The sequence below is a fragment of the bacterium genome (assembly GCA_030648955.1).
Taxonomy (GTDB): domain Bacteria; phylum Patescibacteriota; class Minisyncoccia; order Phycocordibacterales; family JAUSHB01; genus JAUSHB01.
Map to the genome: position 1 here is coordinate 43,029 of JAUSHB010000004.1, position 17,870 is coordinate 60,898.

Annotated in this window: 16 protein-coding genes; 9 read left to right on the forward strand and 7 right to left on the reverse strand. The window is 41.3% G+C overall.

Translation table 11 applies throughout. The annotated features are described in order from the left end of the window. Nucleotides 1-7 precede the first annotated feature (7 nt). The 3 genes from Q7S11_00560 (at nucleotide 8) to Q7S11_00570 (ending at nucleotide 3,059) form a co-directional block, all read left to right on the forward strand. A complete protein-coding gene (locus Q7S11_00560; GenBank protein ID MDO8572242.1) occupies nucleotides 8-394 on the forward strand; it encodes a metallopeptidase family protein in 387 nt (128 codons plus the stop codon). A gap of 411 nt (nucleotides 395-805) precedes the next feature. Further along, nucleotides 806-2,080: a peptidoglycan-binding protein gene (locus Q7S11_00565; GenBank protein ID MDO8572243.1), complete on the forward strand. Its 1,275-nt coding sequence runs from the start codon at nucleotides 806-808 to the stop codon at nucleotides 2,078-2,080. 526 nt (nucleotides 2,081-2,606) lie between these two features. Continuing rightward, on the forward strand, nucleotides 2,607-3,059 hold the full coding sequence (locus tag Q7S11_00570; GenBank protein MDO8572244.1) for a hypothetical protein: 453 nt from the start codon (nucleotides 2,607-2,609) through the stop codon (nucleotides 3,057-3,059). 129 nt (nucleotides 3,060-3,188) lie between these two features. Here Q7S11_00570 and Q7S11_00575 read toward each other — a convergent pair whose 3' ends face one another. From Q7S11_00575 to Q7S11_00605, 7 genes are all read right to left on the reverse strand, one after another. Beyond that, nucleotides 3,189-4,361, reverse strand: coding sequence for an MFS transporter (locus Q7S11_00575; protein MDO8572245.1), 1,173 nt, complete (start codon nucleotides 4,359-4,361; stop codon nucleotides 3,189-3,191). 59 nt (nucleotides 4,362-4,420) lie between these two features. Beyond that, nucleotides 4,421-5,164 (reverse strand): sulfite exporter TauE/SafE family protein, encoded by a 744-nt coding sequence (locus Q7S11_00580; protein MDO8572246.1) that lies wholly within the window; start codon nucleotides 5,162-5,164, stop codon nucleotides 4,421-4,423. A 40-nt stretch (nucleotides 5,165-5,204) separates the two neighbouring features. Then, nucleotides 5,205-6,059 carry a DMT family transporter gene (locus Q7S11_00585; GenBank protein ID MDO8572247.1) on the reverse strand — a complete coding sequence of 285 codons (855 nt, stop codon included), beginning with the start codon at nucleotides 6,057-6,059 and terminating at the stop codon, nucleotides 5,205-5,207. Nucleotides 6,060-6,094: 35 nt separating this feature from the next. Beyond that, entirely contained in the window at nucleotides 6,095-8,176 is a 2,082-nt protein-coding gene (locus tag Q7S11_00590; GenBank protein ID MDO8572248.1) for a ribonuclease J, read from the reverse strand. Between the two features lie 86 nt (nucleotides 8,177-8,262). Further along, nucleotides 8,263-10,002, reverse strand: a complete 1,740-nt coding sequence (locus Q7S11_00595; protein ID MDO8572249.1) for an ABC transporter substrate-binding protein — start codon at nucleotides 10,000-10,002, stop codon at nucleotides 8,263-8,265. A gap of 341 nt (nucleotides 10,003-10,343) precedes the next feature. Next, nucleotides 10,344-10,571, reverse strand: coding sequence for a preprotein translocase subunit SecG (gene secG / locus Q7S11_00600; GenBank protein ID MDO8572250.1), 228 nt, complete (start codon nucleotides 10,569-10,571; stop codon nucleotides 10,344-10,346). Between the two features lie 152 nt (nucleotides 10,572-10,723). After that, nucleotides 10,724-11,413 carry a hypothetical protein gene (locus tag Q7S11_00605; GenBank protein MDO8572251.1) on the reverse strand — a complete coding sequence of 230 codons (690 nt, stop codon included), beginning with the start codon at nucleotides 11,411-11,413 and terminating at the stop codon, nucleotides 10,724-10,726. A gap of 263 nt (nucleotides 11,414-11,676) precedes the next feature. Here Q7S11_00605 and Q7S11_00610 point away from each other — a divergent pair, with 263 nt between their 5' ends. The 6 genes from Q7S11_00610 to Q7S11_00635 all read left to right on the forward strand — a co-directional run. After that, a complete protein-coding gene (locus tag Q7S11_00610) occupies nucleotides 11,677-11,985 on the forward strand; it encodes a co-chaperone GroES (protein ID MDO8572252.1) in 309 nt (102 codons plus the stop codon). Between the two features lie 102 nt (nucleotides 11,986-12,087). Beyond that, nucleotides 12,088-13,731 carry a chaperonin GroEL gene (gene groL / locus Q7S11_00615; protein ID MDO8572253.1) on the forward strand — a complete coding sequence of 548 codons (1,644 nt, stop codon included), beginning with the start codon at nucleotides 12,088-12,090 and terminating at the stop codon, nucleotides 13,729-13,731. A 497-nt stretch (nucleotides 13,732-14,228) separates the two neighbouring features. Next, on the forward strand, nucleotides 14,229-15,197 hold the full coding sequence (locus Q7S11_00620; protein MDO8572254.1) for a DUF4349 domain-containing protein: 969 nt from the start codon (nucleotides 14,229-14,231) through the stop codon (nucleotides 15,195-15,197). A gap of 133 nt (nucleotides 15,198-15,330) precedes the next feature. Continuing rightward, on the forward strand, nucleotides 15,331-15,885 hold the full coding sequence (locus Q7S11_00625; GenBank protein MDO8572255.1) for a LemA family protein: 555 nt from the start codon (nucleotides 15,331-15,333) through the stop codon (nucleotides 15,883-15,885). Nucleotides 15,886-16,167: 282 nt separating this feature from the next. Beyond that, nucleotides 16,168-16,983, forward strand: a complete 816-nt coding sequence (locus Q7S11_00630) for a hypothetical protein (GenBank protein ID MDO8572256.1) — start codon at nucleotides 16,168-16,170, stop codon at nucleotides 16,981-16,983. A gap of 269 nt (nucleotides 16,984-17,252) precedes the next feature. Beyond that, nucleotides 17,253-17,870 (forward strand): hypothetical protein (locus Q7S11_00635; GenBank protein MDO8572257.1); only part of this gene is annotated, 618 nt, incomplete at its 3' end.

The window sequence follows — 17,870 nt, forward strand, 5'->3', positions numbered from 1 at the left end:
TTTATATATGACTCGCGATATATTTGAACGGCTTGTTGCTGAGGGAATACAGGCGATTCCGCAAAAATTTCTCGATAAACTTTCAAATGTGGCGATTGTGGTTGAGGACGAGCCGACACAAGAGCAACTCAAAAAGAATCATGTTCGCCAGGGGTGGACGCTATTTGGTTTATATGAAGGTGTTCCCCAAACCGCACGAGGATCTTCATATGGGTGGGTGTTGCCCGATAAGATAACTATTTTTCAGAAACCTATCGAAGAAGCTGCACATAGCCCGGAAGAAATCAAGGAGATTGTAAAAGATACTGTGTGGCACGAGATCGCGCACCACTTTGGGATGAATGAAGGAGAGGTGCAGATGAGGGAACGTATACGAAAGAATAATGCTCGTTAAAGATATATAAAAAGTAAAAAAACGTACCATGTGGTACGTTTTTTATTGGAAGAAGGTGCTATTGTGAAATAGTGGGGAAGGAAGTGGTTGAAAATTGTGTTTGTGGTTGAATGTTTTTGAAAACAATCAGTAAACTGAAAGGCAATTTTCAACGACTTCGGAATCCCTAAGTCACTCTAATTTCCTACCTTGAGTATAGCAACCCATAAAATGCTGTCAAGCCTAGACTGTGGATAACTGCGGGGTCCTTTCCCATATAGACATTAAGAATTTTTGTGTAAGAAAGACAGCATAGACCCGTCTTTATGAGCACAGAAACCAGATTATTGGTTTCTGATATTTTAGTGGTATACTTTACTGTGGTTTATTAGGGTTTATTAGTTCGTTAAAGTTAATAATTAGAAATATCTTATGAAAATAGCAATACGTTTTTCGGCACTCATACTCGGTTTTTCAATGCTTTTGCCCGCATTAAGTTATGCAGAAACTGCGACTTCTGTAGATGCGATTACCCAGCTTAAACAAAAAATTCTTGAGCTTCAAGCGCAGATCCTTGAGCTTCAAAAACAGCAACAACAAGTTACTCTTGAATTGCTTAAAAATCTTGGACAGGGGGCAAGTGGTGATGATGTGAAAACACTCCAGGCGCTCCTTGCGGGAGACTCGGAAATATATCCCGAAGGTAAAATCACGGGGTTTTTTGGTCCACTGACAGTCAAAGCACTCAAAAAGTTCCAAGCAAAACACGGGATTGAACAGGTTGGTTTTGCCGGACCGAAGACTCTTAAAAAACTCAATGAATTACTCAAGGGAAGCACCGTTGTTGTAGTGGGTGATTCGCAAAATCTCACTGCGTCCACAACGTGCACCGTTCTTCCTCCCGGGCACTACATTGCTCCGGGATGGAATAAAAAAATGAGCGATGACCATGAAGACGATGATGACGGCGATAACGATAATGATAAGAAGAAGAATAAAGAAAATAAGGGAAAAGAACAAAAATTTGGTTCAATTCCATTTAGTATACCGTGCAACCAGCTTCCCCCGGGAATTGCCAAGAAAATTGGTCAGGGAACAACAACTCCTCCACTTCCAGATACGATTGTCCCTACCATATCGAATGTAGTCGTCGGAACAATTATCCAAACAGGAGCATCAATCACGTGGACAACTAGTGAGCCGACTCGATCAAAAATTTCCTATGGTACAAGCACGGCGTACACCGTTGAGACAGGATTTAGCTCAACACTATCTTCCGCATTTACCCAAGTAATATCAGGTCTTACGTCTTCTACTGTGTATCACTTCAAAATTGCTGCCAAGGATGCGGCAGGGAATACAACCTCTACGGGAGATATGACATTTACCACAGCAAGTGTTCCACCCCCAACTGACACCACTGCGCCGGCGATTTCATCGATTTCTGTTGGAAGTATTGCGTCAACAACTGCGAGTGTGACATGGACGACCAATGAACTTGCACGAAGCAAGGTCTACTATAGTACTACCACCCCGCTTAGTCTTTCAAGCGCTTCATTTATAGCAGATTCTTCTTTGGTAACAAGCCACACGAAGACACTTTCGAGCCTTACAGCAAGTACAACTCACTACTATGTGATCGAATCCCAAGACGGAGCAGGCAATATCGCGACTTCAACTGAAAATTCTTTCACAACGCTACCCTAAGAGCCTATTCATTATCTAACCGCAAAATGTGTTACAAAACATTGCTTGCCTGCCAAAATTCTCAAATTTCGGCTACAAATCACTCATTCCTCCTCAACGTATCTCGATATGCTTCGTCGGACTTCGTGATTTTCGCTCGAAATTTGAGAATTTTAACTAGGCATTAGATAATGAACAGGCTCTAAGCTAAAAAACTAAAAAAGCTTGTAAAATATAGCTTTTATACCCCCGCCTTCTCAAGGAAGGCGGGGGTATTTTGCACCAAAAACGACAAAATATCCTTAATTTTCAATGGTTTTTTCAAGATTTAGCTATTTTATCTATATTTGACAATATAAAATAGGTGTTGTATAACCATTGACTTTTGATACCAAACACGCTAGACTTCTTGCATCTCAGGGTAACACCTGGGAATTTTATTTTCCCCCTTATTTTATAAGGTTAAAACCTCGGATAAGGGTTAAGGGATTTATCATTAACTTACAACATTATTTTTACAACTATTACTACTTTTACAACCCTATCCATGGCCTTTTCGGCATTCATAGGGGGAGGGTTTGCGCAGCAGTCAGTATCTCAAACAACACCTTCTGCAACTTCTTCTCAAACAGGAGAACGTATCGAGGTTCCTTTGAAGCAAAAAATTGCAACGAGCACCCAAGATATTTCGGTAAAATGGGTGGTGAGTGAATATTTTGCTGATATTCCAGAACTTGTAGGTGTTGCTCAATGCGAGTCACACTTTCGCCATTTCGACAAGAATGGGCGCGTGCTTCGTGGATATGTTAACAAAAGCGATATTGGTGTAATGCAAATCAACGAGTATTATCATGGCAAGAAGGCAGAAGAGCTTGGGTACGATCTCTACTCTATAGAGGGGAATATGTTGTATGCTCGTTATTTATATAACCGCGAAGGTCTTACTCCATGGTTGTCGTCCTCAAAATGCTGGAAGATGAATGAGCTTGCGCTTCGTTAATTCAAAACGTGAAACTTGGAGCGTAGGGCGTGAAGCCTGCCTACCGCCCCAACAGGGCAGGCAGGCGTAAAACAGGGAACAGAGATTGTGATAAAAAAATCTTCCTCGTAATGGGGAGGATTTTTTTTGTCACTTAGTATCTTTAATGATAAGTCCGTAATACACCCCCAAGAACATCAATGCTCCCAAAACGAGGAACAGATGATTGTATTCGATATTAAATATTGTCAGAAGCATTGTGGCGACGATAGGGCCGACAAGGAACGATAATGGTGGCAGATTTCTGAACAAGGTGATGAGGTGAGTGTCGGTGCCGTCAACTTGTTTGAAGAAATAGGTTTCTGACATTACCTCAACAGCACTTGCGCCGACTCGGGTTAAGAAGAGAAGGAACGCCCAAAGGTAAATGTTGGTCGACGTGACGAATGCAAGTAAGGCGGTAGTGATTGCCATAATAATAAATCCACCAATGAGCATTTCTTGCTCGCCCCATTTTCTGTCAGCGAGCCTTCCCATAACAACTTGGAAAAGCACAAACGGAATAAGTGCGATAGGCGTAATGATTCCCACGACCTCTCGCAAAGGAATTCCAAGTGTTTTATAGAGATAGAGCGGTGTGTAGATGATCATCCACGTATAAAAAAAGTTAAGAAGAAATGATGTGACGAATGCGCCATAGATATTTTTATTTGCGCTTACTTCACGGAGTGTGCTCCATAGGGGCACGTGTTTGTAATGGGGGTCTTGATAGCCCTTGAATGTGAAGTAAATAAGAAAAAAAACAGGAGCGAGGATGAGCGCCGCGGCGAGATAAACTTTCCCAAACTCACCATCGGAGAACATCATCCCAGCGAGAAACGGCGCGATGAGAATTGCAACGTTTAAGATTGTGAGAAACATCCCACGAATCGAGCCTGTGAATCCATCCGTGGAGTATGCCTCAAGGAAAACGTTGAGATTGAGATACAAGACGTTCAGTATGATCTGGTTGAATATAAAAACAGGGATAAGAAAGAGTGGCGACTCTATAATCGCAAGCCCTAAAAGAGAAACAACCTCAAGGACGATCGAAAGAAGGGTAATACGATAATTCCCAAATGCTGCGAGTATGCGCGACATATTGAAAAAAAGAACTATAGTAACCAAAGAGCCAAGCGCGTAGATCATTCCCACAGTCTCCTCACGTACGTATTCTCCCATGAACGTAGAGGCGACATAGAGCGGAAGCGCATAATGAAGGGCGTAGAGAAAGCTTGCAAGGTAGATAATAAGAAAGGGAAGTTTTCCGTGGAGTGTTTGCATGATGTATTTCAGTATAACGTACGAGAAGCTCTGCGGGCAAGTCTTTTTGGTAATTCCACCTAAAAAATGTTTGTTATGACTTTTTTAGCAAGAAAGACAATAATCGCAACCATTACAATAGCAACGATTATGTTTATTGTTTTTTTATCGAGTTTATACAAAACTTTTCTACCCATGAAGGTTCCTAAGGCGATAAAAGGAAATATATACAATAATGGAATTAAATCGGGGACATTTAACTGATTAGTAAATAATCGAACAATAGTAGCGAGAAGAAAATTAGAGGTACCTATCAAAGAGGAAGTTCCATGAACTTGAGCGATATTCAAATTCTTACCATATAAGTAGCTGTTTCTAACGTCGCTTCCTGCAAGTCCGGCACCCTGCAGAAATCCAGAGAACAAACCGATAAAACCAGTAATATACTGCCCAGCGCTCCTGCTGTGGAAAGAAGGGATTAATTTTATCAGTTTAAGGAAAAAATAAATAGCAAAAGCAAGCACTATGACTAAAAGCAGCGTACTGTTGATCACAACGAGAGATAGCGAACCAACAAAAGCCGCCAGTAACGAGATGGGAAGCAACGCCCTTACTTCATCCCACTGGATATCTTTTCGGAATAACGGAACTCGTATAACTCCACTCAATAAAAAATAAAAAGAAGCTAACCCTATTGCCGTATGGGGATTAGTAAGAATAGTAAGAAAAGGCGTAACCACCGCGGACCCAGATATTGGTACCAGAATGTTTATGAATGAAGCGGCCCCCAAAACAATGTAGATAGCTAAATCCGTAAAAGACATTTGTTATTTTTTTATCTCTGTTAATACTTGCTGGGAAAATTTATCCGATGCGAATGAGAATTACTGCAAAGATCGCCAAAAACAAAAGAATCATTTTCTTCTTTGAAAGTTCTTCTTGAAATAAAAAATATGCGGTTAGTGCTGTTACAAAAATGTAAAGCGAATGAATAGAAGTAATCAACGGGAACGGTCCTTTCGTCAACGCGATATAAAGTGAGTAACCCCCGAAAAAACTAAAAACGCCTATTAAACTTCCAATGCCTAGCCCGCCAGAAAAAATATGTTTTTTCCAATCGCGACGATGAATAATTAAATAAAGTATTAGGGAAAATATAGCCGCAAATAAGTATTGATAAATTTGAAAAGCATGAATATCAAATTTTCCAGCAACAATTTTTTGAAGAACTTTATTAAAGGCGGAAATAAAAACAATTCCAGAACCAACACCAATCAAGAGAGGAGAGTACTGCAGTTTTCCGCCCTTATAGAGAAACAAGAAAATGGTAATGACTGCAAGAATAATACCAAGAGTTTGAACAACGGTAATATGCTCACTAAAGAAAAATATGCCTACGAGAACGGTAATGACGAGGCTTGTGGTTGTGGTGATAGGAAATAAAACATTAGTATCAACATGACTCAATGCATACATTTGAAGAAGCGCAATACAAGTAAATGTGACCCCCCAAAGCAGTGCTGTCCACAGCATCGCAGGTGTGCTCAAAGAAATATATGAATGGAAAAACACAAGAGCCAATCCTGCTGGAACGGCAAGCGACCAAAAAGTGGCAACAAACCGATTTTGTTTTTTCGCCGACGGTAATTTATATAATGCCATTGCCACACCGAGAAGCAGTGTGGCAAATACGGAAAATGAAAACCAAGTTAATCCCATGTTAAAAATTTTATTTTCCCTAAAACTTTTTATCCCTATACTCCTAGTAGCACCGGAAGCACCATTGGTCGCTTTGCGGTTTCTTGAAAGAGGAATTTACTGACGTTATCAGTCACCTGGTCTTTAATATAGTCAAAATCAATCGGATTCATTCCAGCACTCATATCTTCGATAGTTTTTTTTGCTATAAGACGAGCATGATGCAGGAGGTCTTGAGATTCTCGAAGATATACGAATCCACGTGAAATAATATCTGGAGATTTTCTAACTTTTCCCGTACGAATATCAACAATGGCAATGATAACAAACATTCCATCCTGCGCGAGCATTTGTCTATCCCGGACGACAACCTCTTGGACGTTGCCAATAGAAAATCCTTCAACAACCATCATACCGGAAGGAGCTCGTTCTTTTCGTACCGAAAGCTTGGTTCCTTTGTCGGTTATCTCTACCACCATACCATTGTCTGGTATTACTATATTTTCTTTAGGGAATCCGTTTCTTTCTTGGATAAGCTGTGAGTGGATATGGAGCATAGTGTAATTTCCGTATCCAGGCATAAAAAACTTTGCACCGACTGTTTTGTTAATCCACACCAAATCTTCCTGCCGAGCATGTCCGCCTGAGTGAACTTCAAGCGTTTTGTAGTGAATGAGTTTCAAGTCGTGTCGATAAAGGTTATCTTTCAGTTTTTGTATACTCACTTCATTGCCGGGGATAATCGATGAGGAAAGCATCACGGTGTCACGGGCGTTGAATTTTATATATTTGTGCTGATTCGTCGCAATTCTCATGAGCGCTGCAAATTCTTCTCCTTGTGCACCTGTTGCAATAACCACAATACGATCTGGGGGATACTGGTCTATGTTTTGTGGGGCAATAATAGTATCCTCTTTTGGTTTGAGTAATCCCGCGAGCTTAGCAATTTCTATATTGGTTTTAATACTTCTTCCTTCCAAAATAATTTTTTTGTTATGGCGTTCACATATCTCAATAATTTTAACCATACGGTCAAATTGAGATGCGAATGTTCCAATAATAAGTCGTCCGGTTGTAGTTTTGACAACCTGCTCAATGTTTTTTTGAACCTCTTTTTCTGAAACTGAAAATCCTTCTACTTCAGCGTTTGTTGAATCTGCAATAAGAAGTAAGTTGTTCTCTTTTCCTATGTTTCCCCATGTTTTTTCTTCTTTTTCCGTTGCCTTGCCGTTTTCGTGGTCAAGTTTCATGTCACCCGATGCGACGATATTTCCAAATGGCGTACCAATAATGACTCCCATTGAATCGGGAATCGAATGATATACAGGAAAAAATCTTATAGAAAGTTGATTGAACTGTATTTTACTGTCAGGGGTAACAACGTTTATGGTGAGCGGAAGGTTGTTGGGAAATTCTTCTTGACGTTTCTTAATCATGAGTGTGGTCAAGTATTGTGCATAAATAGGCGGATTTCCTATTTTATCCATAATAAATGGAATACCACCGATGTGATCGAGATGTCCGTGGGTGATGACTACTGCGCGAACTTTTGATTTGTGCTCTTCAAGATACTTGAAATTGGGAAGTGTGTAATCTGCTCCCAACGCGTCATCTTCTTTAACGAAATGAAATCCAACATCGAGGACGACAATATCATTGCCGCATTCGACAAGAATCATATTTCTTCCAACTTCTTCGACACCGCCCAGAGGAATAATTCGAACAGTGTCATGAGCTATTGGGGGGACACTCGAACTCTCTCTTCGTTTAGGAATCATTGCTTTTGACCTCATTCTGTCATGTCGTATATTTCCAGTCCCTTTTCCTCTGTTCCCTCTTCCTTTTCCCGCGGACGGCCCTCTTCCTTCTGGGGGTCTACTTGATGGTAAACGATTTCGTTCAAGGAGACTGGCACCATTATGAGTACCTTGTGATCCTGTACCTGATGACGAACTTGTGTGCGGGGTTCCGCCTCCTGTCCTTGCGGGATTAGTATGTCGAACAGGAAAGCGTGAGTGTCCGCCCGCGCCCGTCTGCGGATCTCGCATGGGTGGGCGCGGGTTGTGGGGCGACTGCTGCCCTGGTCGTCTCTGACTGCTTCCCCCTTGTTGAATATTTCTTCCGTCTCTTTCAATCATAAAATTAATTAATTATTTACTTTGTCTCTTAATTGGTTGGTGAGAATGAGTACTGTTACGTTACCCTCATTTAAATTCTAAGTTTTTTATTTTGCATACATCTTCCACACCTGCGCTTTTTCGAGATACCATGTGTGAACCGCAATGAAACGCTCCGATGGTGTTACGACATGTCCAATCGCGACCCCCTTTATATTTTTTGGAAGAACATACGTGAGGTCGGGTGAATATATAAACACCGCAGGAACGTCATCACTCACCATATCTCTAAATGTTGCATATGTTTCTGCGCGAATATCAGGGTCACTCAACTCTCTTCCTTTTTCGAGCGCTTTGTCTGCTTTTATGTTTGCGTAAAGCGCGATATTGAGTCCTGGATCAAGGCGTTGCGATGAATGCCAAAATGCAAATGGGTCAGAATCTCTCCCGATCACTTCTCCAAAAAGAAGGGCATCATATTTTCTTGGGCGGATGGCATTTTGGCTCAAATCTCCCTTGGTTTCAAAAACTTTCACATCTACGCGTGCACCCAATTGCTCCCAATTTTCCTTAATGATTACTGCTGCAGACTTGAGTGCGGGGATTACTGTCGGAGAAATAGTTGAAATCGAAAATGAAAGTTCCTGCGTAACATTTTTAACCTTTTTTATCATCACATGTTTCTCATCGTCATACTTCCAACCGTCTTTAATAAGAAGAGCTTGTGCATCCGCAATACGTTCCTCGAATGTTTTATTGCTCGCTTGATAGGGTGCATATCCAAGAGCACCAGGTGGAAGAGGACCATCAATGGGGGTCGCGTATCCACGGAAGACTTCGTTGATAATCCGCTCTTTGTCTAAAGTATCGTGAAGTGCGGTGCGCACGACTTTATCTGCGAAATAACTTTTTTGATTTTGATTAAAAAATACACCAAAAATATGAAGCAGGGGCGCTTTGTCTACGCGAAAACCGATAGTCGAAAGATTTTGCGCGGTTTCAGGAGTAATATATACGGTACTTTGTATTTCTCCTGATTGTAATGCCTTGAGCAAACTTTCTTCATTGCCGTAAAATCTAACATTTATGTTGTCTATGTAGGGTTTTCCAAGTGCGAATGCATCAAATGCTACTAAGTTGTAGGAGAGAGGAATATCATTTGCGTCGCGTATTATTTTTGATAGTTTATACGGACCCGACCCAATTGGTTCCCGATTGTAGCGATTATATTCAAACTGAGAAGAATCGATTGATGCCCAAATATGTTTAGGAAGAATTCCTAATGTCATATTTTCAAGAAATGGGGGATAGGGGTTTTCAAGAATAAATCGCACTGTTCTAGCACTTACTTCTTCAACAATAATTCCATCCCAACTCGCACGCTTTGGACTTTTGAGAATACTATCCTGCGCTTTTGCGATGGTGAATACGACATCTTCCGCAGTAATGGGCTCACCATCATGCCAATAAATGTTATCTTTGAGAAAAAAAGTATAGGTTAATCCATCTTGAGAAACATCATATCGATTTGCAAGGTCGGGGTCGAGTGTTCCATCAGGATTCGCGCGCAGTAGTCCTGAATAGATAAGCGCAGTAAGATCACGGTCTACCTCGGATGCTCGTTCAGAATTTGCAAACAGAGGGTTGATAAGCACGGGCGATCGTATCGCGCCTTCAACGAGGGTCCCTCCGTGCGCTGGCACAGGAACGAGAAATGCTTGGTTAATGTACCACAGCATCCCCAAGACACTTGTTGTCATGAGAAGCGCGAACACAAAAAATACAGCTCGTTCTATTTTTGAAAATGAGCGTATAACAAACGTCACCGTTGTTTCCCAAGTTAACACACGGTGACTGACAAATATTTGAAATATAGAGATTAGTTTTTCTTTCACGAAAATAGTTTTCGTTATTTTTTAGAAGTATTGATGGCAGATGTCTTTCCGAAAGGAAGTGTTCGCCAATGTGTGTGTCACAGCAACAAGAAAGAGTTTTAGTATGGACGTATTTTATACACCGAAGTCAATATTATTACACGAGTGCTTAATTGTTTAACAACGGCTAAGGAATTTATATTAAATAATTGACCATCACTTACGGAACGTATGCGGGATTTTTGTTTATTTACCAGCCAACACAGAAGTTCCAAAAAGGAAACCGAATGTCTCCATAATACCATCGAGGGGATTTATGTCACAAGTACTGCAAATGTTGATAACACAAAAAGAATTGCAAGGACAATAGAAGAATGGAAGAGAATTTTTTCAAATCCTCGTCGCGTGTAGTTGATGCTTCCATCACTGCCTCCAAACGCACCGCCAACCCCAGCACCTGTTTGTTGGAGAAGAATGGTCACGACCAGTAAGACCGATAGAGTAACTTGCACCCACGGCAATATGTTAACTAAGAGTTCCATATAGAAAAGGATTATAACAGGTGTTTGGAAAAATGCAATCTGCTGTCACAATAAAGGGCGATTTCGTATCACGAAATCGCCCCCACCAAACCTGCACGTGTCGCTATTTTTTCTTAGTAAAATCATCAAATCCCTTAAGTAACGCAGGATTTTCATCTAAAATCATCAAATCCCTTAAGTAACGCAGGATTTTCATCTATAGCTTTTTGTAACGCACCTTCAAGATCATCCCCCGATTTTGGTGGGGTGAAAATGTATGCAGGATCAATCATCCGCTCAATTTCATGGGAGAAACACTCCGGGTTGATGCAATGCGTGTAAGGATACGAGTACATTTCAAACGGAGGAATATTCATTGAAGGGGGAGGCATAAGACCACGGTGGTATTTATGTTCTTTCCCCGAGTGTTTTTTCCCACAAACAACACATTCCCGATGGGAAGAATGTGCACTCCCATCAAGAAACGATGACCACTTCCACACAAGGAGCATTATTGCAGTGTCAATATTTACAACCCTATCTTTTTTATAAGAATCAAAGGTTTTATATCCACCGGGGGTTAGAATTTCCATGGCTTCATCATCAATGGCGGTGAAATGTTCAAGTGATTTGGGATTTTCTTGGGTAGTTGTTACCACAACCCCCTCACCCCGTACCTTCCATATCTCAAAGCGAACCATATCTTCAAATGCTTTTAATATGATTTCTTTAAGTCCCGCATTAAACGAAGCTGGACTATGGGCTGAACGCTCATCATTGTTTACACCCCCTTCAATGAATATTATGGATGCGTTTGGCTTGTAATTACACAAGGTCAGTTCAATTCTTACAATCGCGCTCATGTTGTGTTCTCCTTGATTTCATGCAAAATGATTGGGTTTCAAACAAACTATATATCTTTTTCAACTCTATCACTTCAAAAACGCGTTGACAACACCCTAAAATCACGTATAATTCCTACCTGTCTGCGTGCTGTCTGTGTGTAAATCACACACCAGCGGGTCACTTCAAGTCTCGCGTATTTGTATTACTAGTAATCTATGCAAACGAGAAGCTTTTACGATTTCATTATTAAAAAATTTTAATTTCTATTCAAAATATACCCATGAGCACAAAAATCAAAATCGTACCTCTCGGCGACAAAGTGTTGGTGAAGCCCATGAGTGGAGAAGAGGGAAAAAAGACAAAATCGGGGATTATTATTCCCGAAACAATAGACAAAGAAAAGCCGGAACAAGGGAAGGTCATTGCCGTGGGAGACGGGCGCATGAACGATGAAGGAAAACTTTTACCCATGAAAGTAAAAGTAGGCGATACTGTTTTATTTTCGAAATATGGCCCTGATGAAGTTAAGATCGACGGAGAAGAATATTTTATTTTAAGCGAGGGAAGTATATTAGCAATCATTAAATAACTAATTGAGTCGAAAGTTCATAAAGTTATAAGGTTCATAAAGTGAACATGTAATTTTCCTCTTTATAAACTTTATACACTTTCTACTTTATAAACTAATTCTATGGCAAAACAAATTCTTTTTAATGAAAAAGCGCGAAGCGCGCTCAAAGCAGGTGTCGACAAGGTCGCTGACGCCGTAAAAATCACCCTTGGTCCCCGAGGACGCAATGTGGTTTATGATCGCGGATATGGAAGCCCAATGATTACCAATGATGGCGTTTCCATCGCAAAAGAAATTACGCTTCCCGACAAGTTTGAAAATATGGGTGCGGAGATTGTGAAAGAAGTCGCATCAAAAACAAATGAAATTGCAGGAGATGGAACGACCACAGCAGTAGTTCTTACTCAGGCAATTGTTGCCGAAGGCATGAAGCAAGTTGCGATGGGACTTAATGCGATGGGACTTCGCCATGGGATTGAGAAAGCGGCGGAAGAAGCGGTCAAAGCGCTTCGCGATATGGCGAAGCCAATTAAGGGTAAAAACGAAATTAGGCAAGTGGCAACGATTTCCGCAGAATCGGAGGAAATTGGAAAAATTATTGCCGAAACGATTGAAAAAGTTGGCAAAGACGGTGTTGTCACGGTTGAAGAATCTCAATCGTTCGGCGTTGAGTCGGAAGTGGTGGAAGGACTTGAGTTTGATAAAGGATACGTGTCTCCTTACATGATCACGAATGGAGAACGCATGGAAGCTTCTTACAAAGATGCGCTTATTCTTGTTACTGATAAAAAAATTACCGCAATCAATGATATCTTGCCGCTCCTTGAAAAAGTGGTTCAGACGGGGAAAAAAGATCTTGTGATTATCGCTGATGATGTTGAAGGCGAGGCACTCACTACGTTTGTAGTAAATAAGCTTCGCGGCTCATTCAATGTATTGGCAATCAAAGCTCCTGGATATGGAGATCGGAAGAAAGAAATCTTACAAGACATTGCTATTACCATAGGCGCAAAAGTTGTTTCTGAAGAATTTGGCATAAAACTTGATAAAGCAGAACTTTCCATGTTGGGGCATGCAGGCAAGGTTATTTCGACAAAAGATAAAACGATTATTGTCGGTGGAAAAGGGAAGAAGGCGGATATCGACGCGCGTGTAGCACAACTTAAAAAGCAGGCACAGATGACTGAATCAAAATTTGACCTTGAAAAAATCGAGGAACGCGTTGCAAAACTCTCTGGCGGTGTTGCAGTCATCAAAGTTGGTGCTGCGACAGAAACGGAAATGAAATATCTCAAGCTAAAAATCGAGGATGCGGTGAATGCGACCAAGGCGGCGATTGAAGAGGGAATTGTTCCTGGTGGCGGTATTGCGCTTGTGCGTGTTTCGCAAAAATTGAGAGATAAAAAAATGGGAGACGTTGGAAGCGAAATTCACGCAGGATACAACATTGTTATTAATGCGCTTGAAGCGCCTCTTCGCGAAATTGCGGTCAATGCAGGAAAAGGAGATGGTTCCATCATTGTCGAAAAAGTAAAAGAAATGCTTGGAAACGGGGGGTATAATGCACTCACGGGAGTGTTTGAGGTCGATATGATTGTTTCGGGAATCATTGATCCAGTTAAGGTTACACGAAGCGGTGTGCAGAATGCGACGTCTGCCGCGGCAATTCTTCTCACTACAGAAGTTGCTATTACCGAAGAGGCAAAAGAGGAGAAGGGAGGGAGCCCGGGAATGGGCGGTATGGGAAGTGGGATGGACTATTAAATCATAGTAATCCAAAGCCTCGCTTTGGAAATTGGAAATATAGCAAAAATAAAACGCCTCGTAAATCCGGGGCGTTTTGAAATTGAGAAACAAGAAACAGAAGCGAAGATTTATTCAGATTCAACCTTGAAGTCGCACTGACCAGGCTGCTTTCCTTTTGGATTGCCACATACCGGACATATTTTCATTACGGGTGAAATACCCAACGTCAACCACAGACATCTTCCGGTTTGTCGACATCGTACAAGTTTGTTTGTGGATGACGCTGCGAATTTGACTGTATCACCTGATGCTGTTTCATGGCTGATTGTACTCACGTGTCCTTCTCCTTTTTTCCAATGTAACAAATATACTGTTCCATTTCGCATTGTAATCCTAAATTCATTACTGTCAATTTTTTATGGAAAAAATATCGCATACCATGATATAATTATATGGTATTTTCGTCGAAAATGATTCGACCATTAGCCAGTAATTAATAAGTGTTTACTATATATATGAATACTCAAGAAATAAAAAATTTTTTAAGTCAACCCAAAAAAGTTGCCCTCGCAGTGTTTTTTGTTTTCATGGCATTTTTTTTGGTTTCAGTTCTCTCGGCGGGAGTTAGTAACAGAAACTCATTTCCTTTAAATAAAGTGTCCGCTCCCATGATGGGTGTGCCATCTTCTCCTTATACTAAAGGAGGATATGGTGTTGCTGAAGATGCATATGCGCCAGAATTTGAGCAGGGAATTCGCACGGGAACCGGAGTCGTTATTTCTCCTGACAGAAAAGTCATTCAAAGTGCGAGTCTTTCTATTGTGGTAAACAAGGCGCGTGAAGCAGTTGAGCAAATAAAGAGTGTTGCAAAAAAGTGGAACGGATTTGTTGAGTACGCGAATATTTATGAAACAGGAGATAATCGGACTGCAGGATCAATCGCTATTCGCGTACCATCAAAGGATCTTGATGAAGCACTTCGGGAAGTGAAGGAAACCGCGATCAAGATTACGCACGAGAATGTGAATACTCAAGACGTGACCAAGCAGTTTGTTGATTTGGAAGCCCGTCTCCGTAATTTCAAAGCGCAAGAAGAACAATATCTTCTTATATTGAAACGAGCGGAAAAAATTCCGGATATTCTTTCGGTGACACAAAGTTTAAGTTCTGTGCGAGAAAATATAGAACGTTTGCAGGCAGAAATGAATTATCTTTCAGCACAGATTGAGATGTCAAGTATTGCTGTCGAACTTACTGCCGAAGCTGATGTGAAAATCTTTGGTGTGGTATGGAATCCGATGCAGGAAATCAAGAGCGCTCTCAATGATCTTATTGAATCGCTGGTGCAGTTCGCAAACAGTGTCATTTCATTCATATTCTTCATTCCTGCCCTTGCGCTCTGGCTCCTCGTTATTTGGCTTGGCGGATGGATTATTTGGAAAGTAGCGCGAAAACTTAAAACCCACCTCATGACACATTTATAGAATACACAGTATGGGGTGGCAGAGAATAACTAGGATAAATATACATAGGTTTAACCTATGTACCACTAAATAATGGATATTCGCAAGCATGTGCGGTACAATACAGGGGAATTAAAAGATAGTTAAAATCATTATGAATCCACTAAATATTCTTTTGGGAATTATAGTCCTTATTGTTCTTTGGGCAGTATTTGCCTACAACCAGTTTGTCACACTCATCAACCGTGTCAAAGAGGCGTGGTCGGACATCGATGTTCAACTGAAGCGTCGCTACGATCTTATTCCCAATCTTGTAGAAACAGTGAAGGGATATGCGACCCACGAACGCGAAGCGTTTGAGAATGTAACCAAGGCACGTGCTCAATCAATGCAAGCGGGAACTCCTGCGGCAAAAGGACAGGCAGAAAACATGCTCTCTGGCGCGCTCAAATCTTTGTTTGCGGTCGCCGAAGCATATCCGGACTTGAAGGCAAACCAAAATTTTCTCGGACTTCAGACTGAACTTTCCGATACGGAGAACAAAATCCAAGCCGCTCGCCGTTTCTACAATGGTAATGTCCGTGACTTAAATACTTCAATCGAAACATTTCCCTCAAACTTGATCGCCAATATGTTCAAGTTTGAACCTCGTGAATTCTTCGAACTCGAAGATGCGGCCGCAAAAGAGCCGGTGAAGGTGAAGTTCTAAACAGTCAACACTCCAATGCTTAAGGGCGTACAAAAAACAAAAACCCGAGCAGTTGTGCTGGGGTTTTTGTTTGCCTGTATGATTTTTCCTGTACAATACTCGCTGGGGGTATGAATGAGTGTCTTCCTCGGACTGACCGAATCGAGGAGCTCATTGGATGGAATATCTCGCAACTTGCTGTAGAATTAAACAAACGGTGTGAGTTTCAAATAAGTTCGTCGCAACATGTCCGGATAACATTTATTGTATGAAGCTCAATTATTGTTGCTTGTATTAAAAAATATGATTAGCCCAGAGTTACTTGACTACATAAAAGACACCATAAGGAATAACCAATCCCGCGAAGTAATTACCAAGAATTTGCTTCAAAATGGGTGGGATCTGGAAGATGTGAGCGAAGGGTTTGATATCATCGTTGGACCGACATACCTATCGCCAACATCGCCTTTGCGTGCGAAGCCAATTACACACCAAGAATCAAAAGAATCAAGCAAACCCGATCTAGTGGTCAAAGAAAATCCTGAAGCGTCGGCTGAAATATCGACAGTAGTTTTGCCACTTCGGAGTAGTAATACGTTTACGCTAGCAATTACGTTTCTTCTTGTTTTAATAGTCATCGTTTCCTTTGGGGGCACCTATATCTTGAGGATGAAAACGGGAGACACAAGAATCCCTCTTGCGCAGTTGGAAGTACATCCGGAAGTTTCGCAACCAATTCCGCAAATTCAAGAAAACGATCAACTTTCACCACCAGATGAAGAACAAAAGACTATCGCAACCCAAGTGATTGATTGCGAAAATGAAGAGTGTTTTCAAGAAGCGTTTACTGCTTGCAGGGAAGCTATCTTGCAAATAGATACAGGAGTCACGACTGCTTACTACAAAATTGTAGGATTAGCACCTCAAGGCTGTGAAATGATGTTCAAGTATACAGTAAACCCAAATGACAATTGGGTGAACAAAGAAATAACGTGCATACTCGACAATCAAATCAATTTTCAAAGATCGATGGTTAATGCGTTTAAAGAGGTGGTTGAAGGTAGTATGGTTATTTGCACAGGACCTTTTGTGGGGGTACTAAAGCTGCAGGGGACTTAAAAGAATTACCATCCCCTCGAATATTTTTAATAATTCGCCAGCCCTGATTTTCTTGACCGTCTTAGTAAAAACCTAGCGACTACAGATATCGATTAAGGTGCATGGATATCTTCGATAGTTTTCCATCAAATGTTGTGATGCCAATGTGGTGGGTGCACCCCCCCTTGCTATTTTGTTAGAGAGGTATAAGCTTTTTCATAGGTTCTTTGATCTCCATTCTCTGTCCATTTTATACACGCGTATTAACAGTATTCATAATAACTACTTTTATGTTGAAAACGTTGTTTTTAGCGGTCTCTCTTGCTGTGTTTGATCATACAAGAAAGACCCAAGTTCAAGCGGTATTGCTCGGAATTTTCTTTGTTCTCCTCATGGCACCATCTACGGTGCTATTTTTTATGCCCCAGCAGGTTGATGCGTTTGGGGTTACGTGTACTAATACAAAAGTTGCTTACCACGTTAATGGAGATAGAGAGACGGCGTATCTCTATGCCACTCATGCGTTACCAGGGAGCGAACTTTATTACGGTGAATTTCATCCCACATATGGTTCGCACTATATATACAACAAAGGGTGTCCCGCAAACGTTAATTTGCTTTGTTCCTATGAACATGGATACGCATTTGCTTGCGATGCAACTGTCGAACAATATCCCAATCCCGCAATTGTACCCCCCGTCATCATCCCCCCTACAATCCCTCCCGTGAGCGTTTCTCTGTGGCTCTCCAGCGACGCAACTTCTGCCACCATCGACTACAACCAGACGGCAACACTCTACTGGAGTTCAAAAAACGCCAAATCATGCACGGCATCAGGCGATTGGACCGGCCCTAAAACAGTAAATTCTGCAAATGATAATACGGGAGGGTATGACGGCGATGAACGG

Bases quoted from the DNA above. Each gene is read 5' to 3' on its own strand.
- Q7S11_00560 (MDO8572242.1), top strand. From the start codon at position 8: ATGACTCGCGATATATTTGAACGGCTTGTTGCTGAGGGAATACAGGCG.
- Q7S11_00565 (MDO8572243.1), top strand. From the start codon at position 806: ATGAAAATAGCAATACGTTTTTCGGCACTCATACTCGGTTTTTCAATG.
- Q7S11_00570 (MDO8572244.1), top strand. From the start codon at position 2,607: ATGGCCTTTTCGGCATTCATAGGGGGAGGGTTTGCGCAGCAGTCAGTA.
- Q7S11_00575 (MDO8572245.1), bottom strand. From the start codon at position 4,361: ATGCAAACACTCCACGGAAAACTTCCCTTTCTTATTATCTACCTTGCA.
- Q7S11_00580 (MDO8572246.1), bottom strand. From the start codon at position 5,164: ATGTCTTTTACGGATTTAGCTATCTACATTGTTTTGGGGGCCGCTTCA.
- Q7S11_00585 (MDO8572247.1), bottom strand. From the start codon at position 6,059: ATGGGATTAACTTGGTTTTCATTTTCCGTATTTGCCACACTGCTTCTC.
- Q7S11_00590 (MDO8572248.1), bottom strand. From the start codon at position 8,176: ATGATTGAAAGAGACGGAAGAAATATTCAACAAGGGGGAAGCAGTCAG.
- secG (MDO8572250.1), bottom strand. From the start codon at position 10,571: ATGGAACTCTTAGTTAACATATTGCCGTGGGTGCAAGTTACTCTATCG.
- Q7S11_00605 (MDO8572251.1), bottom strand. From the start codon at position 11,413: ATGAGCGCGATTGTAAGAATTGAACTGACCTTGTGTAATTACAAGCCA.
- Q7S11_00610 (MDO8572252.1), top strand. From the start codon at position 11,677: ATGAGCACAAAAATCAAAATCGTACCTCTCGGCGACAAAGTGTTGGTG.
- groL (MDO8572253.1), top strand. From the start codon at position 12,088: ATGGCAAAACAAATTCTTTTTAATGAAAAAGCGCGAAGCGCGCTCAAA.
- Q7S11_00620 (MDO8572254.1), top strand. From the start codon at position 14,229: ATGAATACTCAAGAAATAAAAAATTTTTTAAGTCAACCCAAAAAAGTT.
- Q7S11_00625 (MDO8572255.1), top strand. From the start codon at position 15,331: ATGAATCCACTAAATATTCTTTTGGGAATTATAGTCCTTATTGTTCTT.
- Q7S11_00630 (MDO8572256.1), top strand. From the start codon at position 16,168: ATGATTAGCCCAGAGTTACTTGACTACATAAAAGACACCATAAGGAAT.